This is a genomic window from Nonomuraea recticatena (assembly GCF_039533245.1).
GTDB lineage: Bacteria > Actinomycetota > Actinomycetes > Streptosporangiales > Streptosporangiaceae > Nonomuraea > Nonomuraea roseola.
The window spans coordinates 168,636-187,910 of record NZ_BAAATE010000006.1 but is presented as its reverse complement, the minus strand read 5'-3'; the positions used below and the strand labels follow the sequence as shown (position 1 = coordinate 187,910).

The 19,275-nt window shown below is 70.6% G+C and carries 13 protein-coding genes; 4 read left to right on the top strand and 9 right to left on the bottom strand.

Features of this window, described 5'->3' with window-relative positions; translation table 11 throughout:
* The first annotated feature begins 173 nt into the window (after positions 1-173).
* Complete coding sequence (gene rpsA / locus ABFX50_RS14940; protein WP_346146809.1) at positions 174-1,661, top strand: 30S ribosomal protein S1; 1,488 nt, start codon at positions 174-176, stop codon at positions 1,659-1,661.
* Positions 1,662-2,388: 727 nt separating this feature from the next.
* Here rpsA and ABFX50_RS14935 read toward each other — a convergent pair.
* Positions 2,389-3,573 carry an acyltransferase family protein gene (locus tag ABFX50_RS14935; protein WP_346146808.1) on the bottom strand — a complete coding sequence of 395 codons (1,185 nt, stop codon included), beginning with the start codon at positions 3,571-3,573 and terminating at the stop codon, positions 2,389-2,391.
* Positions 3,574-3,809: 236 nt separating this feature from the next.
* Here ABFX50_RS14935 and ABFX50_RS14930 point away from each other — a divergent pair, with 236 nt between their 5' ends.
* A complete protein-coding gene (locus ABFX50_RS14930) occupies positions 3,810-4,256 on the top strand; it encodes a GNAT family N-acetyltransferase (protein WP_183659206.1) in 447 nt (148 codons plus the stop codon).
* Between the two features lie 9 nt (positions 4,257-4,265).
* Entirely contained in the window at positions 4,266-4,853 is a 588-nt protein-coding gene (gene coaE / locus ABFX50_RS14925; RefSeq protein ID WP_346146806.1) for a dephospho-CoA kinase, read from the top strand.
* Here the strand turns inward: coaE and ABFX50_RS14920 are convergent.
* A complete protein-coding gene (locus ABFX50_RS14920) occupies positions 4,843-5,805 on the bottom strand; it encodes a hypothetical protein (RefSeq protein WP_346146804.1) in 963 nt (320 codons plus the stop codon). The genes coaE and ABFX50_RS14920 overlap by 11 nt on opposite strands.
* Positions 5,806-5,823: 18 nt before the next feature.
* Positions 5,824-11,382, bottom strand: coding sequence for a WD40 domain-containing protein (locus tag ABFX50_RS14915; RefSeq protein ID WP_346146802.1), 5,559 nt, complete (start codon positions 11,380-11,382; stop codon positions 5,824-5,826).
* 123 nt (positions 11,383-11,505) lie between these two features.
* Here ABFX50_RS14915 and ABFX50_RS14910 point away from each other — a divergent pair, with 123 nt between their 5' ends.
* Entirely contained in the window at positions 11,506-12,654 is a 1,149-nt protein-coding gene (locus ABFX50_RS14910) for an ArsB/NhaD family transporter (protein WP_346146800.1), read from the top strand.
* On the opposite strand, the gene ABFX50_RS14905 is transcribed toward ABFX50_RS14910, so the two are convergent.
* The 6 genes from ABFX50_RS14905 to ABFX50_RS14880 all read right to left on the bottom strand — a co-directional run bounded on the left by ABFX50_RS14905 (position 12,646) and on the right by ABFX50_RS14880 (position 19,216).
* Complete coding sequence (locus ABFX50_RS14905; RefSeq protein WP_183659214.1) at positions 12,646-13,446, bottom strand: inositol monophosphatase family protein; 801 nt, start codon at positions 13,444-13,446, stop codon at positions 12,646-12,648. The genes ABFX50_RS14910 and ABFX50_RS14905 overlap by 9 nt on opposite strands.
* A gap of 10 nt (positions 13,447-13,456) precedes the next feature.
* Positions 13,457-14,077, bottom strand: coding sequence for a hypothetical protein (locus tag ABFX50_RS14900; RefSeq protein WP_183659216.1), 621 nt, complete (start codon positions 14,075-14,077; stop codon positions 13,457-13,459).
* Positions 14,074-15,114 carry a fused MFS transporter/spermidine synthase family protein gene (locus ABFX50_RS14895; protein ID WP_346146797.1) on the bottom strand — a complete coding sequence of 347 codons (1,041 nt, stop codon included), beginning with the start codon at positions 15,112-15,114 and terminating at the stop codon, positions 14,074-14,076. Before ABFX50_RS14895 ends, ABFX50_RS14900 begins: the two co-directional genes overlap by 4 nt.
* A gap of 171 nt (positions 15,115-15,285) precedes the next feature.
* The gene (locus tag ABFX50_RS14890) at positions 15,286-16,059 is read right to left on the bottom strand and encodes a sporulation protein (protein WP_183659217.1); all 774 of its coding nucleotides are present in this window, start codon (positions 16,057-16,059) and stop codon (positions 15,286-15,288) included.
* Between the two features lie 20 nt (positions 16,060-16,079).
* The gene (locus ABFX50_RS14885; RefSeq protein WP_346146795.1) at positions 16,080-17,309 is read right to left on the bottom strand and encodes an SPFH domain-containing protein; all 1,230 of its coding nucleotides are present in this window, start codon (positions 17,307-17,309) and stop codon (positions 16,080-16,082) included.
* On the bottom strand, positions 17,306-19,216 hold the full coding sequence (locus ABFX50_RS14880; RefSeq protein ID WP_346146793.1) for an SPFH domain-containing protein: 1,911 nt from the start codon (positions 19,214-19,216) through the stop codon (positions 17,306-17,308). The genes ABFX50_RS14885 and ABFX50_RS14880 overlap by 4 nt, the downstream gene beginning before the upstream one ends.
* Positions 19,217-19,275: the final 59 nt, after the last annotated feature.

Below are 19,275 nucleotides of genomic sequence, written 5' to 3'. Positions count from 1 at the left end.
CCCGGTCGCCAGGTCTCATATGCTGATCGCTGCGCTGTGGGCTCGCGCGCGCCTCAGACGGAGCGGGCTCGCGCTCGGTCTCGTCGATGACGTCATCCTCGGCTTGATGCGGAAGAGAGCCTGCTGCGCGTCCGCCACATCGACATCTGTCCGCGTTCGGAGCAATTCCACACATGACGAGCAGCACCGAGGCCACCTCGAGCACCCCGCAGGTAGCGGTCAACGACATCGGTTCCGAAGAGGCCTTCCTCGCCGCGATCGACGAGACCATCAAGTACTTCAACGACGGCGACATCGTCGAGGGCACCGTCGTCAAGGTCGATCGAGACGAGGTCTTGCTCGACATCGGTTACAAGACCGAGGGTGTCATTCCCTCGCGTGAGCTCTCGATCAAGCACGATGTCGACCCGGCTGATGTTGTCGAGGTCGGCGAGCACGTCGAGGCCCTGGTTCTCCAGAAGGAGGACAAGGAGGGTCGCCTGATCCTGTCCAAGAAGCGCGCCCAGTACGAGCGCGCCTGGGGCACGATCGAGAAGATCAAGGACGAGGACGGCATCGTCACCGGCACCGTCATCGAGGTCGTCAAGGGTGGTCTCATCCTCGACATCGGCCTCCGTGGCTTCCTGCCGGCGTCCCTGGTCGAGATGCGCCGTGTTCGCGACCTGCAGCCCTACGTCGGCCGCGAGCTCGAAGCCAAGATCATCGAGCTGGACAAGAACCGCAACAACGTGGTCCTGTCCCGCCGTGCCTGGCTCGAGCAGACGCAGTCCGAGGTCCGCCAGACCTTCCTCAACACCCTGCAGAAGGGCCAGGTCCGCAAGGGCGTCGTGTCCTCGATCGTCAACTTCGGTGCGTTCGTGGACCTCGGCGGCGTTGACGGTCTGGTTCACGTCTCCGAGCTGTCCTGGAAGCACATCGACCACCCCTCCGAGGTTGTCGAGGTCGGCCAGGAGGTCACCGTCGAGGTTCTCGACGTTGACATGGAGCGCGAGCGCGTCTCCCTCTCGCTCAAGGCGACGCAGGAAGACCCGTGGCAGCAGTTCGCCCGTACCCACCAGATCGGCCAGGTCGTCCCCGGCCGCGTCACCAAGCTGGTGCCGTTCGGTGCGTTCGTCCGGGTCGAGGAGGGCATCGAGGGCCTGGTCCACATCTCCGAGCTGGCCGAGCGCCACGTGGAGATCCCGGAGCAGGTCGTCCAGGTCGGCGACGAGATCTTCGTGAAGATCATCGACATCGACCTCGACCGTCGCCGCATCAGCCTTTCGCTGAAGCAGGCCAACGAGGGTGTCAGCGGCGCCGAGGTCGAGTTCGACCCGACGCTGTACGGCATGGCGGCCACCTACGACGACCAGGGCAACTACATCTACCCCGAGGGCTTCGACCCCGAGACGGGTGAGTGGCTCGAGGGCTTCGACAAGCAGCGTGAGGAGTGGGAGCGCCAGTACGCCGAGGCGCAGACCCGCTTCGAGGCTCACAAGAAGCAGATCGAGGAGGCCCGCAAGGCCGAGGCCGAGGCGGGCGAGGTCCCCTCGACCTACACCGGCGAGACCCCGGCCCCGTCCAGCAGCAGCAGCACCTCCTCGGCTCCGGCCGCCGGTGCGCTCGCTTCGGACGAGGCTCTCGCGGCCCTTCGCGAGAAGCTCGCGGGCGGCCAGAGCTGACCGCGTGAGCTGAGCTAGACAAAAAGGGTCGAGCCCCGCACGGACCTCCGTGCGGGGCTCGGCCTTTTCGCTGTCCCACAACTTGGCCTCGTACGGCGGGCCGGTTTCCGTTCGGGTGTTGCACGGCGAGCCCGTTGCCGTTGAGTGCTGGACGGCAGGTCCATTCCCTACGCGGATGTTGTACGGCATGCCCGCTCACGCGCCACCCTGGGCGCGGGGCGGGCGTCTGTCCAGGGATACGCATCACCGAGCGCTCATCGCCCGCACCCCAACGGACGGCCCACCCTCGACAGCACCTCGGCACCTCGGCACCTGGCACCTCGGTCGTGAGTATGAGGGAGGCGTGAGGTGTGAGCGGGGCAGTCGAAATCGGTAGGTGTGGTGAGCGGAGGGATACGCATCACCGAGCGTTCCCGGCCTGGCCCCTCAACGGGCGGCCCGCCCCTCGATGGCCTCGGCACCTCGGCAGGCTTGGCGCCTGGGCACCTCGGCGCCTGGGCACCTCGGCTCCTCGGCTCCTCGGCTCCTCGGCAGGCTCGGCTCCTCGGCAGGACCTTGGCAGGCTCGGCTCCTCGGTTGTGAGTGCGGCGAAGGTGGGAGGTGTGGGCGGGGTAGTCGGCTCGGTGGGTGTGGGGAGTGCCGGGGAAGCGTGGGTGTGCGGCGGGGTCGGCGGTCGGCTCGTGGGCCCCGGTGGTGAGGGCGGGGGGAGCTTGAGGTGTGGGGCGGGTCAGGTTCGGCGGGTGGCGAGGTGGCGGCCCAGGCGTTGCATGGGGATCTCGACGAAGCGGTAGGTCAGCCAGCTGGCCACCAGCACCAGCCCCACGAACAGCGTGCCCATCAGCGCCTGGATCGCCAGCGGCGAGCTGCGCAGGTCGCCGGTCAGGCTCACGAAGTACCGCAGCAGCGGGTGATGCAGCAGGTAGAGCGAGTAGCTGATCATGCCGAGCCACGCCAGGAAGCGGAAGGTCTCACGGTTTCGCAGCGTCATGGCCAGCCCGAACGTCGCGCCGGCCAGGACGAGGGTGGTGATCCACACGCCCGGACGCACCCACCACCAGCCCGCGTGGATCGCCCACGCGGGGGCCAGCGCGACCAGCACGGCGGTGACGGCCACCGGCCACAGCGGGCCCTCGCGGCGCTCCCACCGCTGGATCGCCGTTCCCGCGAACATCACCGCGAGGATCGCCAGCCCGAACCACGGCACCCTGCTGCTCAGCACCAGCAGGGCGAGCGCGCCGGCGCCCATGACGTAGGCGGCGACCGTACGGAACCTGCCGGAGATCAGGCAGGCGAGGCCCGCGAAGAAGATCGCGAAGGCCAGCCAGGACGGCCACGGGCCGGGCGTGATCGGGGCGGCGGCCATCAGCAGGCCGCTGACCACGGCGGCGGCGCCGAATCCGATCGCGATGGGGCCGCTGCGGCGGTGCACGCCGATGACGAACAGGGTGGTGACGAGGAGGTAGAAGACCATCTCGTAGGCCAGCGTCCACATGGTGTCGACGGCGGCGCCGGTGCCGAGGACGTCCTGGAGCATCGTGGCGTGCGCGGCGATCGAGGAGGAGTTGCGCGGGACCTCCCTGCGGATCGGCATCCACCACGAGGTGGCCATCACCAGGGCGATCACGGTGAGGTAGAGCGGGTAGAGGCGGAAGACCCTGCCGATCCAGAAGCCGCCGACGTCGCCGCGGCGCTCCAGTGAGGTGGGGATGATGTAGCCGCTGACCAGGAAGAACACCAGGACGCCGTACATGCCGAGGTTGAACCAGTACGGCCGCAGGGACGGGATCACCCAGGGCAGCATGTGCTCGGCCACCACGGCGACGGCGCCGATGCCGCGCAACGCGTCGAGCCACGCCAGGCGCGACAAAGCGGAGGATTCGCTCTGTCGTGCGGATGTGCGGGCAATCGACATCTAGCCAACCTATCGAACCCTGATCGCCTACTTCCCCCAAGCCCGGACGTTCCCTCTCGAACGCCACCACAACCCCACCCACGCCGCAAACCCGCGCAGCCCACCCGCGCAGCCAGCCAACCCGCGGCTTCGCCTCGAATATCCCTGGACAGACGCCGGCCCGTGCCCAGAGAGGCGCTTGGCCGGGCTTGCCGTACGACAGGGATATCGGAGAGGCGCCCGGCTAGGGTGGAGAGATGATCGCGCGGGCGGTGGGCACGGACGCCGGAGAGATTCTGACCGTGCAGCGGGCGGCCTACGTCAGCGAGGCCCAGCTGTACGGTGACCCGTTCATCCCCCCGCTGGTGGAGTCCGTCGAGCAGGTGCGCAGGGCGATAGAGAACGGCGTGGTCCTCAAGGCCCGCCAGGGCGAGCGGATCGTGGGCGCGGTCAGGGGGCAGCTGGCGGGCACCACCTGCCTGGTCGGGCGGCTCGTGGTGGCGCCCGACGCCCAGGGGCGCGGCATCGGCAGGGCGCTGCTGGAGGCCCTCCACGAGCAGGTGCCGCAGGCCCAGGCGTTCGACCTGTTCACCGGGCACCTGTCGGAGGGGAATCTGCGGCTGTATCGGCGACTTGGCTACAAAGAGACCCACAGGGAACGGATGGATGACCATATGACCCTGGTGCACCTTCGGCGCGGCTAGGCTGCGCTCATGCTGAGAGTGGGTCTGACCGGAGGCATCGGGTCGGGGAAGAGCGAGGTCTCCAGGAGGCTCGCCGAGCGGGGCGCCGTGGTGATCGACGCCGACAAGATCGCCCGTGAGGTGGTCGAGGCGGGATCCGAGGGGCTGGCCAGGGTGGTGGCCGCCTTCGGCGAGGAGATCCTGCGCGAGGACGGCTCGCTGAACAGGGAGAAGCTCGGCGCGATCGTGTTCGCCGACTCCGACAGGCTGGCCACCCTCAACGGCATCGTCCATCCCCTGGTGGGTGAGCGGGTGGAGGAGCTGCAGCGGCAGGCGCCCGACGACGCCGTGGTGGTCTACGACGTCCCGCTGCTGGTGGAGAACAAGCTGGCCCCCATGTACGAGGTCGTGATCGTGGTCGACGCCTCTGACGAGGTGCGCCTCGACCGGCTGACCAGGGTCAGGGGCATGTCCGAGCAGGACGCGAGGGCCCGTATCGCCGCCCAGGCCTCGAGGGAGGAGCGGCTGGGCGTCGCCGATGTCGTGATCCCGAACGAGGGCACGCTGGAGGAGCTCGACGCCAGGGTCGCGCAGGTGTGGAAGCGCCTCAGAGGTTGAGCGTCGGGATCTTGTCCCGGTAGGGGTCGAGGTGGTCGAGGGCGATGCGCGCGATCTCCCGCAGATCGCCAGGGTCGAGATCGACGGCCAGCCCGATGGCCGTGAACAGCCGCTGCGCCTCCTCGGCCGTGGGCTGCTCGCTGAGCGGCGTCGCCAGCTCCAGGGGGAGCCTGGTGGCCTGGCTGAGGCTGTTCTCCAGCTCGGTGGCCCACAGGTTGTAGTGGGGGCTGCCGCGAGGGATGGCCACGGCGGGGAAGGCGGGGCCGCGCTGGGTGATGATCAGGCGGCTCCACGACAGGTCCCAGCGGAACAGCGAGAGGGTTCGCGAGAGCCGTACCTCGATGTCGAGCAGCTGGCGGTTGCGCTGGCGGTACCAGCAGGCGGCCAGGATCGTGGCGTAGAGGTCCCTGCGGGTGCCGAGCTCGGTCCAGTCCTTCTCCTCCGAGCCGCTGGGCGCCAGGTCCTGGTGCAGGCGAGTGTAGGCGGCGCACAGGTCGAGGTCGGAGGGGTCGAGGATCTCCAGCCTGAAGGTGATTCTCCGGCGCTGGCGCTGGGCCTGCTCAAGGCATTCGGGCAGCGTGACCGCACGGGTGAAGGTGCCGGTGCTGCCCTTGAACAGCCACCTGTCGGTCTCCGCGCGCGCCTCGGTGAGCTCGCGGCTGATGGCGGGGCCCGTGAGGGTCATGACCGACTGGCCGCTGGTGAGCAGCGACCACATGCCGTCCGTCGTGGTGGCGACCCTGGCCAGTTGGTCGGCTACCTTGCGTTGCCTGGAGCGGTCCCTGATCCAGACGAAGGCGAGCGCGGCGAGCACCGGGAGGATGACGCCGTCGGCCTCGCCGTCCTTGATGACGTTGAGCAGGTCGAGGACGCCCACCACGAGGGCCACCACGAAGACCACGACGATGTCGAGGTTGCCGGCGATGTCGCGCAGGCGCGCGAAGACAGTCATATCACGCGAGTACCACGATCAGAACTCCGCGTCCAGAGCGACCGAGCGTACGGCGGGCAGGTGCGGGTCGAGTTCGCCCAGCTCGAATCTGGCCATGCCGATGACGTGCCAGAACTGCCCTGCCACCTCGCCCTGGCACTTGTAGCGGCCGTCGGGCGCCAGCGCGGCCCAGCCCTCGGGCAGGCCGAGGAGGGTGGCGCGGCGCACGCCGTCCTCCCAGAGGATCACCACGCCGTCGTCACCCGCGCTGGCCAGCAGTGAGGGAGAGGAGGGGCTGAAGGCCACGGACAGGACGCGCCTGGAGTGCCCGGTCAGGGTGTGGACGAGGCGTCCCGTGGCGACCTCCCACACCCGCACGGTGAGGTCGTCGCCGCCGGTGGCCACCAGCGTGCCCGAGGCGTTGAACGCGATGCTCCACAGCCGTCCCACGTGCCCCGAGAGGGTGTGGCGCAGGCGCGGCTCCCACGGCCTGCCGGGGCGCAGCTCCCAGATCATGGCGCGGCCGTCGTTGCTCGCGCTGGCCAGCAGCTCGCCCGAGGGGGAGAAGACGACGGAGTAGACCCGGTCGGTGTGACCTTCGAGCGTCGCCACCCTGCCGCCCGACTCGGCGTGCCAGATCCTGATCAGCTTGTCGTCGCAGCCGGTGGCCACGAAGGTGCCGTCGGGGCTGAAGGCGATGGAGCGGACCCTGCCCCTGTGCTCGGTGAGGTCGCTGACCAGGCGGGCGGTGGGGCGGTACCAGATGCGGACGCTGTCGTCGTCGTTGGCGGTGGCGATGTGCCAGCCGTCGGGGCTGAACGCCTCGGCCCACACGTGGTCGGTCTCGACGTGCAGCTCGCGTTCGTGGTCGCCGGTGACCGCGTTCCAGAAGTGGACGCCGCCGTCGTTACTGGCGGTGGCCAGGACAGGCCCGGCCGGTGAGAAGACGGCCGAGATGAGCCGGTCGGCGGCGCCGGTGAACTCCCGCAGGCGACGGCCCGTGCGCGGCTCCCAGATCCTGACGACGCCGTCGTTGCCGCTGGTGGCCAGCATGGAGCCGTCCGCGCTGAAGGCCACGGAGGAGATGCGGCGGCCGTGACCGCGCAGGACGCGCGTGCACTGTCCGGTGACGGGGTCCCACAGCCTGGTGGTGCCGTCGTTGCTGCTGGTGGCGAGCTGGGCGCCGTCGGGGCGGAAGGAGAAGGGCCACACCGAGCTGCGGTGCCCCGCCAGCTCGGTCCTGGCGGAGCCGCCGACCTGCTGCACGCGGACGGTGCCGTCGGAGTCGCCGGTGGCCAGCAACTCGCCCGAGGGCGAGAACGTCACCTGGTAGACGGCGGCCCTGTGGGTGGTGTGCGGGCCCCTGGACTCGCCCGAGCGCGGGTCCCAGAGCAGGACCGCGCCCTCGATGTCGCCGGTGGCCAGCAGGTCGCCGCCAGGGGAGAAGGCGACGCAGTAGACGCGTCCCCTGTGCCCCGACAGCGTGTGCAGGAGCTCGCCGTCCCTCCAGACGCGCACCGTGCCGTCCTCGTGGCCGGTGGCGAGCAGGTCGCCCGAGAAGGCGGTGCGGTAGACCGCGCCCTGCCCGGAGAAGAGCGTGCGGGTCAGCCTGCCGGAGTTCCAGACGCGGACGGTGCCCGCCGAGTCTCCTGTGACCAGCCCCCACGGTGTGAAGACGGCGGTGAAGATGGGCGCGGTGTGGCCGCTCAGCCGGTGCACGAGCTCGCCCGTCGCGGTGGACCAGATGCGGACGACGCCGTCGCCGCCGCCCGCCATGACCAGGTCGCCCCCAGGGCTGAACCTGACGGGCCACACCCCTTCGGCGTGGCCGCGCAGCGTGTGCAGGCGCTCGCCGGTGAGAGGGTCCCACAGCACGACGGCGCCGTCGCTGGCGCCGGTGGCCAGCAGGTCGTCGCTGAAGGTGACGGCGTAGACGCGGCCCCTGTGCCCCTGCAGCGTGCGGACGGGCACGCCGCCCGCGCACAGCAGCACGCCGCCGTCCTCGTTGCCCACCGCGAGCAGCGCGCCCGAGGGGCTGTAGGCGATCGGCTCGGGCAGGCGGCTGGTCTGGAAGTGATAGCCGTACGGCACGCCGACGGCGGCGGGCGCCAGCTCGATCTCGACGCGATCTCTCGGCACGACCGCCGCGCCAGGCAGCGAGGGGACGGTGCCGGTGACGTTGATCAGGGCGGCTCTGTGCCAGCGGCTGCCCTCCACGGCCGCGTCGCTGAGGTCGGCGCCGAACAGCCTGGCCCCCGACAGGTCGGCGCCGCGCAGGTCGGCCCCGACCAGCGAGGCGCCGTCCATGCGCGCTCCGGTCAGCCGCGCGTTCCTCAGGATCGCCCTGGACAGGTTGGTGCCCGCGAGCGTCGCGCCGTCCAGCCGCGCGCCCGTGAGGTCGACCTCCTGCAGATCACGCCCCGACAGGTCCTCGCCCTGCAGGTTGGCCCCGCGCAGGTCGGCCTTGGCGGGCGTGCGCAGCCTGGCAAGGATCTTGACGGCGTTGGCCCGCACCACGTCGTCGGTGGCGGGGTCGGCCAGCACGGAGGTCACCCAGCTCTGAGTGGCCCTGACGTCGGCCAGGTCGCAGAGGAACTCCACGGTCAGCGCCGACAGGGGCCGCCTGGCCAGCAGCGAGGAGTCGGGGAGGGAGGCGGCGATGTGCCTGGCGATCAGCCACTCCATCACCGAGGCATGGATGAAGCCGAACAATCCCTCGTCGGTGCGGACCATCAGGCTGCCTGTGCCCATCGCGTGGGCCGCCTGCACGCTGGTGAGCTGGCCGTCGGCCAGGTCGGTGAGGGTCTCGGCGATCTCGGTCAGCTCGGCCAGGCCGAGGAAGGACTCGCCGGAGTCCCACAGGCGCAGCGCCAGCGCCGTCACCGCCCGCCAGAGCTCCTCGGTGGTGAGCGTCGCGGGCGCACCCGGCACGCTGGTGCGCCGCTCCTCGAAGGCCAGCCAGGAGCTGAGGATCTCCTCGTACAGCAGGGCTGGGCTGATGGTGTGACGGGCCGTGGCGACCGTGTGCAGGCGCTCGGCGTCGAGATCGGCGATGAAGCTCAGCATGCGGGGGTTGCGCCCGAGGTCGAGCAGGTCCTTGATGCCCTCCAGCAGGGACATCCTGGCCTCGGCCTCGCCGCTGTCGGTGAAGCGGTTGGCCAGGTAGGAGCGGATCTGCCCGTGGGTGAAGTCCTCGACGCTGAAGACCCGCCGCTGGGGCAGCACGCCGACCATCTCGCCGAGCGTGGTCAGCACCTGTCCGTGCGACTTGAAGTGCTGTGTGCGACTGGCCACGACGATCTTCGCCTTGTCCTCGGCCGCGGCCAGCAGCGTGGTGAGATGGTCGGCGGCCCTGTCGTAGGTGACGCGGGTGACCAGCTCGTCGAAGCCGTCGAACAGCAGCACGATGCGCCCCTGCCGCAGCAGGTAGTGGAAGGCCTTGAGGTCGATCAGCTCCTCGCCGTGGTTGGCCAGGTGCGCGGCGACCAGCCCGTCGACGGAGTGAGCCTTGTCGAGCGCGCGCAGCTCGATGAGGATCGGCGTGAGGTGCGGCAGCTCGGAGGGGATGCGCCTGGCCAGCTCGCGCAGGGCGAAGGTCTTGCCGTGCCCGAAGTCGCCCAGCACGAGCAGGAACCTGCCGTGGTCGGCCCCGAGCAGCCGCATCAGCTCGTCGGTCAGGCCCTGCCTGATCTCGGGGGCGGGCCTGTCGAGCTCGCGGTAGCGCTGGGGGACGTACAGGTCGGGAGGGTAGCGGCGGTCGGTGCGCAGGCGCACGGACTGCTCGGCGACGTACTCCGACAGGTCGAGCAGGCCCTGGAACTCGGTGAAGCTGCGGACCCTCATGCCCCTGCGCATGAGGTCGTCGCGCAGCGCCCTCGCGGGCGGCGGCCCTTGGTAGACGAGCTCCAGCGCGAGGCTGGTGGCGTGGGCCTGCCGTACGAGGGAGTCGGCGTGGTCGGCGGTGAGCTCGCCGACGTGGGCGGCGATCATCTGCTGGCGGACGAAGCCGTCCTCCGGGTAGGTCATCACCAGATGGGCGTCGAACCTGCGGATCTTGATGCGTTCGTGCCTGGCCTCGCACACCTCGGTGATGCGGTCGAGCAGCAGCTCGGTCGGGCTGGGTTCGCGCCCGACGACCTCGGGCGCGGCCTTGGGCGGCTCGGGCTGGTTCTCGCCGGTGAAGGTGGCCGACGCCGAGCGCCACTGGTACGGCGTGCGCTCGGGCTCGGCGTCGGGCACCCAGGTACGGATGCCCGCAGGGGTGAACTCGACGACCTGGTGGCGGCGCGGCGCTCCCACCGTGCCGTCGGCGGACTGCCCCGGGCCGTGGAAGAGCAGGTTGAGCCGGTGCCCGATCAGCCGCTCGACCGAGGCGATGTCACGCAGCCCGCCGGGCGCGTGGCCGACCGCGCCCAGGCGCAGCCACGACCGCTCCTCGTAGCCGCGCAGCCGCTCGGCGAACCAGGCCGCCTGCGCCTCGCCGACCAGGCCGTAGGCGTCCTTCTCCAGGTGGCTCATCGCCATCGTGGAGTTGAGCCCGGCCACGACCAGGCGCAGCTCGGGCACCTCGAACAGGCTCCACGGCTGGCTGCCGTCGAAGATCGGCCCCTCGTGGTACAGCTCGCCGAACATGCCCGCGAAGTGCCGCCACTTCGGCCAGTACGGCGGCTGCGGGCGCACGTCGTCGGCCTCGCAGGTGGCGAAGTACGCCTTGGAGGCCGCCTTCGTCACATCGCGCGGCCCGGGGACCACAACCAGGCGCTGCGGCTCCAGGCCGAGCAGCACGCGCAGGCTCGTCAGGAACTGTGTCGCGTGCCCGAACTGGGTGAGCGTGCCCGACTCCGTCAGGTCTCCGGTGACCAGCATCAGGTCGGGTTTGGGCATCCCCTGGTCCTGCATCCTGGTCAGGTCGGCCCAGATGCGCGCCTGCAGATCCTCGGGCGTGAACGGCTCGCCCGGCTCGGGCAGCGCCCTGCCGAACCTGGTGCCGCCGAGGTGGAGCACGCTGAGCGAGTCGCGCGTGCGCGCCTCGGCCCTGCCCAGCGGGAACGCCGGAGCGGACATGGGTGTCCTCCTGCCCCTGCCGATGCTCTGCGCGGAGGGCGGCGGCTCCTGCTCGGCCCGAGGCTCGGCGGGGCCGTGCGGGAAGGCGGGCGGCAGGTGCGGCTTGGCCCGCCCGGCCACCGCCTCGGCGATGCGGTTGAGCAGCATGCCGCGCGCCTTCGCAGGATCGGTGACGCCGACCAGGTCCACCCAGGTGATCGTGGACAGCAGCCCTTCGAGCGGCACGTCCTCGAGCCTGACGGTGATCAGCTTGCTGGAGGGGTTGTCGGGGGCGGCCCTGAGCGCGGCCTGCCACTCCATGCGGCCGTAGCGGGAGGTCAGGTAGTTGCGCGACAGCACCGCGACGACGACCTGCGCCTCGCTGACGCCCCTGTCCATGAAGTCGATGAAGTTCGTGCCCGGCACGAAGTCCCACGCCTGGATCATCGTGCGGTAGCCCGCGGACTCCAGCTCCCATGCGATCCAGGTGGCCCAGGCCGTGTCGGCGGGGGAGTAGCTGACGAAGATGTCGGTGGGCCTGCCGTCACGCGCCATTGCGCCAGTATCCCCGCTGCGGCCGTGGTTGTGGAGCCCGATGGTCATGGACAACGGAGGCTGTCGCCATGGGTGGCGCCTTCCACCTCGAACGCCTGCAGGGGTGTGTGCGAAGATCGACCCGTGCTGAGCCGACTGGGCGTCCTCGACTGGGTCAGGATCGGGCTGCTCGTCCTCGGGTTGGTCTTCGTGGCGACGGGTCTGCTGCCGCTGGAGCGGGCGGTCGAGGAGTTCGACGGCATCTGGCCACTGATGATCTTCTTGGTGGGCGTCATCGTGCTGGCGGAGCTCACCAAGGAGGCCCAGGTCTTCGACGTGATCGCCGACAGGATGGCGGTCGCGGCGAGGGGCAGCAACGTCGCCCTGTTCCTGCTGTGCGTGCTCTTCGCCTCGCTGGTGACGATCTTCCTCAACCTCGACACCACCGCGGTCCTGCTCACCCCCGTGATGCTCGCGCTGGCGCCCAGGGCGGGCATCGCCGCGCTGCCGCTGGCGATGACGACGATCTGGCTGGCCAACACGGCCAGCCTCTTACTGCCGGTCTCCAACCTGACCAACCTGCTGGGCATGGAGAAGATCAACCTGTCCACCAGGGAGTTCGCCGGCCACATGTGGGCCGCGCAGCTTGCGGCGATCGCCGTGACGATGGTGTTCCTGTGGGTGTTCTACTGGCGGGGCCACCGCGGCCACAGCCCTCCCGAGGCGCGGCCGGTCGCCGACCGGGTGCTGTTCACCTCGGCCTCGGCGGCCTGCGCGCTGTTCATCGCGGCCCTGCTGATCGAGGTGCCGGTCTCGGTGGCGGCGCCGACGGCGGCGGCCGTCGTGGTGGTCGCCTTCTTCGTCAGGGACAGGGGGAAGCTCACCTGGAGCCTGGTCCCGTGGCAGCTGCTGATCTTCGTCACGGGGCTCTTCCTCGTCGTGCCGACGCTGAGCGCGCACGGGCTGTCGGCGGTCATGTCGTGGCTGGTCGGCGAGGCCCACGACCCCTTCCGCACCGCCTTCGTGGCGGCCGGCCTGGCCAACGTGATCAACAACCTGCCCGCCTACCAGGCGCTGGAGGGGGTCGTGGCCGACCCGCTGGTCCTGCTCGTCGGCGTCAACGTCGGCCCCGTCATCACGCCGTGGGCCTCGCTGGCGACGCTGCTGTGGTTCGAGTCGTGCGCCAGGCACGGGGTGAAGGTGCCGATGCGCCGCTTCGTGCTCACCGGCGCGGGTCTGGCCGTCGTCGGCATCGCGGCGAGCGCCGCCGCCCTGGTGGCCAACTCAGGCTGAGCCGACCAGCGCGAGCAGCGAGGGAATCGCTTCGGGCGGTCCCGCGACGAAGCTGCGGTCCTGCGGCGGGCCCTCGAACCCCTCGGGGAAGGGGCCGCCGTCCAGCGCCCTGATCTCCATGCCCGCCTCCTGCGCCAGCAGCGCGCCGGCGGGAAGATCCACCGCCTCGGCGCAGTAGCCGACGAAGCCGTCGATGTCGCCCCTGGCGAGCATCGCCCACGACAGCAGCGGCGCCCACAGCTGCAGCATCCGGCGTACCCCCAGGTCGAGGCGCATCTTCAGCGGGTGCGCCTCGGCGCGCGAGACCCCGTGACCCTGCGTCCACGCCACCACGGGCCCGTGCCGCCACGGCCGGTACGGCGGCGCCAGCCGTACCCCCGAGGGACCGCACGCCCCGCGCCCGCGCACCGCCGACCAGGTGTGGCCGGGCACGGGTTCGTGCACCACACCGAGCACGGGACGCCCCTCGTGGCAGAGCGCGAGCCCGATCACGTAGGCGGGCAGGCCGATGGCCACGTTGTTGGTGCCGTCGAGAGGATCGACGAGCCAGGTCCACTCCGCGCCCGCCGAGCCGAGCAGCCCCGACTCCTCGGCGATCACCGAGTGCGTGGGGAAGGCGGTGAGCAGGCGTTCGAGGATCAGCTTCTCCGAGGCCAGGTCGAGATCGGTGACCACGTCGCCCTTCTCGCCCTTGGGCCGCGCGCCGGGCGAGCCCTTGACACCGTCGCGCAGCAGCAGCCCCGCCGCCTGCGCGGCCTGCGCGGCCACCTGCCGAGCGTGCTCGAGGTCCACGGGGTCCTCCCTAGGTGAGGTGCTCGGCTATCAGTCTCGCCGCTCTCGCGGTCTGCGCGGCGTCGAGGTGGCCGCGGGTGATGCGGTGCGCGGGGGTGTCGAGCGGGCCCAGCGACAGGTCGTGGCTGCCCGCCCTGCCCCTGCCCAGCGCGATCGTGGCGGCCTCGCCGTGCTCCGGCACGACGCTGGAGTGGAAGCGGCCCGCCGACAGGGTGTAGGTCTCGCCCCTGCCGAACGTCTCGACCAGGCCGGTGCGGTGCCGTACGGTCCTGGCGGTCGGCTCGATGCGGTCGCCGCCCGCGTCGCTGATCACCTCGAAGACCCGGTGCGTGGCGTCGCCGTCGGCGTCCTCGACGACCGCGTGCACATTGCGCACCTGGCCATAGAGCACGTGGCTGACCAGATCCCAGCTGTGGCAGTGGATCTGCGAGGTGGTGGTGTCCGCGGCGGGGAAGGCGGACGACCACAGGTGCAGGCAGACGCCCTCGCCGCCGTCGCGTTCGAGTGGCAGGCAGACGAAGCCCAGCGGGTGCCGTACGGCCCGCAGCCCGCCGAGGTCGGCCAGCACCTTCAGCGCCCACTGCCTGGCCCCGCCGCGCAGGATCTCCTCGTGCACCGCCCTGTGACTCATGAGCCGTAGGGATCCTTCGCCTGCAGCGCCTTGCGGGTGACGTCGACGATGTCGTGCTCGGTGTAGGCCTTCGGCAGCGGCAGCTCGATGCGCCTGAACAACTCCTCGACCTCCTCGACCGTGGGCTCGTCGCTCAGCGGCACCGCCTTGTAGCGTTCGATCGGCACCCTGCGCGCCTGCTCCAGGCTGAGCCTCAGCTCCGAGTCGCAGTTCTCGTAGTAGAAGGTGCCCGCCAGCGCGCTCATCGCCCTGTTCGGATCCTCGACCGTCATGATCAGCCTGGTGGCCGACAGGTCCCAGCGGAAGGTCGTCATCGTGTGCGAGAGGCCGACGCTGATGTCGAGCAGGCCGTAGCGCTGCCGGTGCCAGAAGGCGGCCAGGATCGTCGCGTAGGACTCCTTCCTGGCCCTGTCGGTCGTCCAGCGCTCGCCCGTGCCGTCGGGCAGGTCCGACAGGGAGCGGCGGTAGTGCGCGTAGGCCTCGCACACCTCCTCGTTGGTCGGGTCGACGATCTCGACCGTGATGGTGAGGTGGCGTCTGACCTTGCGGGAGGCGGCGACGCACTCGGGCAGCGTGACCGCGCGCAGGTAGGTGCCCGTGCCGCCCTTGAAGCTCCACCTGGTGGTGTCCTTGCGGGCGGCGGCGAGCGCCTCGCCGATCTCCTGCCTGTTGCCCAGCACCCTGACGAGCTGCAGCTCGTCGAGCGCCTTGCGGGTGCCCTCGACCAGCGACTCCAGATGGTCGAGCCGCTGCAGCCGCTCGGGCAGCTGCGCCAGCGCGCCCGAGGTGATGGTGCGCTCGACGGGGGCCTGCCGTACGCGGTCTCTGAGCAGGGCCGTGGCGACCAGGGCCAGGATGACCAGGGTCGCGGCGCTGATCACCTGCCGCTGGACGTCGTCGCCCTTGGGGCCGAACATCTCGCCCGGCATGATGCCCATCACGCCCACGACGATCGCGAGCGTCAGCGCGATGGCGCCGTCGGCGTTCTGCGCCGCCCAGGGCGCGGCCCGCTTCACCGCCGTGACGAGCCGCTTCATGGTGTGCCCCGCACCTCCTCCGAACCCCCACGCCATGGTAACGAGGGCACCAGGCGATCACCAGCGCATGACAACACCTGATCGCGGAACGGCGGAGCGACGGGCTCCCGCCCGTGCGCAAAAAAGGGGGCGCGAGGGGCCCCGCAGCCCCTCGCGCCGGTGCGGGAACGACTAGAACCAGCCGCGCCTGCGGGCCATCTGCTCCAGGCCCGCCTGCAGCGCCTGCTCGGCGGCGCCGGGGTTGTCGCCGTAGCGGACGGTGAAGCGGTTGTAGGAGTCGTGGCTGGAGCTGAGGAAGCCGCCGCGCTTGTCGGCCTCCAGGATGACGTCCATCTGGGTGGGACCCGCGATGAACGTCAGCTCCAGCTCGTTGAAGTGCCCACGCCACTGACCGCCCGCGTAGTACTCGATCTCCTGGAAGAACGGCATCGTCGAGCCGTAGAGCGTGCCACGCTCCAGGTCGGCCTTCTTGAAGCGGAAGCCCATCCGGTCGAGCGCGCCGATGACGTGCTCCTGCGCGGGCAGCGGCGCGACGTGCAACGGGTCGAGATCGCCCTTGTCCAGCGCGCCCGCCAGCGCGAGCTCGGTCTGCACGCCGAGCCGCATGCCGTGCAGGGGGTGACCGCCGATCGCGCTGATCGGCGTCTCCCACGGCACGGGGATCTCGAACGGCTGCGCGTGCGCGGCCCCGGCGGCCAGCTGGAAGGAGCCCGCCACCTGCTGGCGCAGGAAGCTGTAGGTGGTCTTGTACTCGTTGTCGCCGCTCTCCACCTCGACGACGGCGGTCAGGTCGATGGTGATGCCGTCGACCTTGTAGTCGGAGCCGCCGCTCTTGAAGTTGACCACGCCGCGCAGGGGCTCACCAGGGCGGACGGTGGGGGTGCTCAGAACCGTGTCGACTTCGACGCCCGCACCGAAGGCGGCCATCAGCTTGCGGAACACCATGGGGTTCTCCTCGGAGGTTTTTACTGGCCAACGGGCGGCTTGGCCTGGCCGTTCCCTGCGATCCTGGGCAAGAGCTGAGCCAGGAGCAAGGTGGAGAGCGCCGAGTCGCCCTGACCGCTCGCCGTACGCACGACGAGGGGCTGCGGGGCGCTCTCGGCCAGCTTGGCACCGACGTCCAGACGGCGGCGGGCCAGCTCGTACTGCAGGACCGCGCGGTTGTCGCGGTAGGAGTGTGCCAGGTGGCGCAGCGCCTTCGCCTCGTTCTCCGCGGAGGTGAGGTCGGCCTTGCCGCGCGCCTCGATCTCCCAGCGCACGCGCTGGGCCTCGGTCTCCTGCTCCTCCAGCATGCGGGCGACGTCCTTGCGGGCGGTGTTGGCCGCGGCCCTGACCTCCACGACGCGGGCGTCGCGGGTCTTCTTCGACCGCTCGATCTCCATCAGCAGCGTGTCGATGCGGCGCTTGCGGGTCAGCTCCCACTCACGCTCGTAGGCCGACAGCTCCTTGGCGATCTTCTCCCTGGTGGCCAGGTGCTGCTGGTACTGGTCGGGCAGCTGCACGTCGGGGATGTTGGCGCCGGTGATGCGCACGCCGTACCTGCCGAGCTGGCGGTTGAGGGCGTCCTGCACGTCGCCGACGTCGGAGCCGCGCAGGTCGTAGGCGCGCTCGGTGTTGACCTTGCGGCTGCGCTGCCTGATCGCGTCCTGCACGGCGCTCGAGAGCACCAGGTCGAAGTTGCCCGCGCCGATCGTGCGGACGAACGCCACGGGATCGACGATGCGGAACTTCAGGAAGAACTCGATCGACTTCAGCGGCACGTTCTCGGCCGTGGGAGAGGAGGAGATGGGCGCGGAGTAGGGGATCTCGGTGGAGGTGTCGACGACCGCGTCGACCCTGTCCCAGGGCAGCCACAGGTAGTGGCGGCCAGGGGGCAGGACCCCCGTGATGGCGCCCCACCTGCTGCGCACGCCCGTGGTGCCCTCCTCGATCTCGATGATGGCGCGCCGCCACATCCAGAAGAGGCCGACGAGCAGGACGAGGACGGCGGCCAGCGCCGCGAGCAGGAGCCCGGCGACGACGGCCATGCCGGCGAAGTAGATGGCCAGGAACACCAGCGTCACCCAGGCGAAGCCGCGCCTGTCCTTGGGGATGACCACGGGGACGAGCTGGCCCTGCTCGCCGCCGCGCAGCAGCTGGCGGATGTCGGACCAGGAGGCCAGCGACTCCTTGATCTTGGAGAAGTCCCTGTTCATCGGGCGTCACCATCCTGCGCGTCGTTGGTGGCCCGCGGCTGCTGCGCCGGCCAGACCGGGGTGCCCGGCGGGCGGGCGCCCTGCGCGTCGGGCGGGGTGGGCCACCCCGAGGGCGGCGTCTGTGCGGCGGGGCCCCTGCTCACGGGCGGAGCGGGCGGCGCCGGCAGCGCGGGCGGCGGAGGCGTCGCCTGGGCGGGACGCTCGTAGGCGGGCAGCGACCTGGGCACCGGCGGCGGACCAGGGTTCTGGCCCTGGCTCCTGCCCTGGTCGGGCAGGCGCATCGGGCGCTCGATGGTGGTCTCGGCGTCGACGGTCGCCCACTCGGGCTCGGCTGCGGCCGGAACGGCGGGCTGCTCGGCGATCGCCGGCTCCGCGGTCTCGGGGGCGCCCCTGAGCAGGGCGGCGATCTCCTCGCCCCGGTCATCGACGCGCTGCCCGATCTCGTCCAGCCTCGACCTGATGGCCGCCATGTCCTCGGCGGAGAACAGCGCCGCGCCCCTGCCACCGACCAGCTGCTGGGCCAGGGCCAGGAAGTCGATGTCGCTCTCCTCGCCGACCTGCACGACCTGCGGCAGCCGTCCCGCGACTGACTCCAGCTTGTCCAGCAGGTCCTGCTGGAAGCGGTACTCGAGGATCTCGGGCGCCTCGGCGGCCGACAGCGCGCGGATGTCGAGCGCCTGGGCCTCCAGCAGCGCGGCGTTGGCGTTGGCGGTCGACTCCGCCTCCACCAGCCGCTGCCTGGCCTGCGCCTTGGCCTGGTGCGAGGCCCGCTCGAGAGCGGTGTCCATCCGCGCCTGGTAGGCGGCGATCTCGGCCTGGATGGCGCTCAGCGTCTCCTGCAGCCCGGCGAGCTCCTTGACCAGGTCGCCCTCGTTCTGCTCCTTGCGCAGCTGCAGCTCGTACTCGTAGGTGTAGGCCTCCTTGGCCACCCTGACCATCTCGGGGGCCGCCAGGTCCATCCGGTACTCCTGGCTGGACGGCTCGGCGTGCGTGATGTTCACGTCCGTCAGCCGTACGGCCGGCAGGAACTGCTGGTTGAGGTTGTCGAGCATGCCGAGCGTGCTCTCACCCACGAGGTCGTAGATGTCCTCGGCGCGCTGGGCGTAGATGAGCGAACGGGTGACCTCGCTGATGGCGTTCTGCAGCTTGGACTGGAAGCCGCTGACCGAGCCGAGCACGAAGATGAACTCCGCCGGGTTCTCGATCCTGAACTGCAGGAACAGGTCGACGCTCGCCTTGACGCCCTGCTGGGTCGGAGCCTCGCGGATGGGCGCGTTGAACGGGTACTCGCGGGTGGTGTTGACGATGTAGCTGACGCGCTTCCACGGGTTGAACAGCGTCACCCTGCCGGGGTCGGCGATGTGCACCAGCTTGCCGAACTTGGTGATCAGAGCCTTGCAGCCCTCGGGCACCATGACGACGCTGCGCCGCCACCACAGGAAGGCGGCGGCCAGCACCAGCACCACCCAGTAGTGCGGGCCGAACAGCACGTCGATGCCAGGCACCACGTTCCCGAGCGCGCCGACCAGGCCGAGCAACACGAGGACGACCAGTGGGATGACCACCTTCGCCGTGCTCCCCTTGGGGATCACGACGGGGGAGATGACGTGCAGCGGCTCGCCGTTCTTGCCGCGCTCGCTGAAACTGCGGCTGATGATCTCGCCTGCCTCGTTCAGCGACGCCGTGCGGGCCTCGATGATCGTGCCGACGGAGGAGCCGCCGTCGCGGGCGGCGAGAAAGTCGTGCGCGTTGAGCTGGAACCCAGGTGCCTGCCCGGCCAGCTGCCCTGCCTGGCCCACGGCCTGCCCGACGGCCTGGCCCACGGCCTGCCGGACGTCTCCGCCTTGGGCCACGGCCTGAGCTATGCCCTGACCGGCCTGGATCAGGGCCTCTCTTGGTCGAGACATCGCACCTCTCTCATCGAATCACGGGGGATTCGTACCGTATCGGGCGAGCCTTGATGATC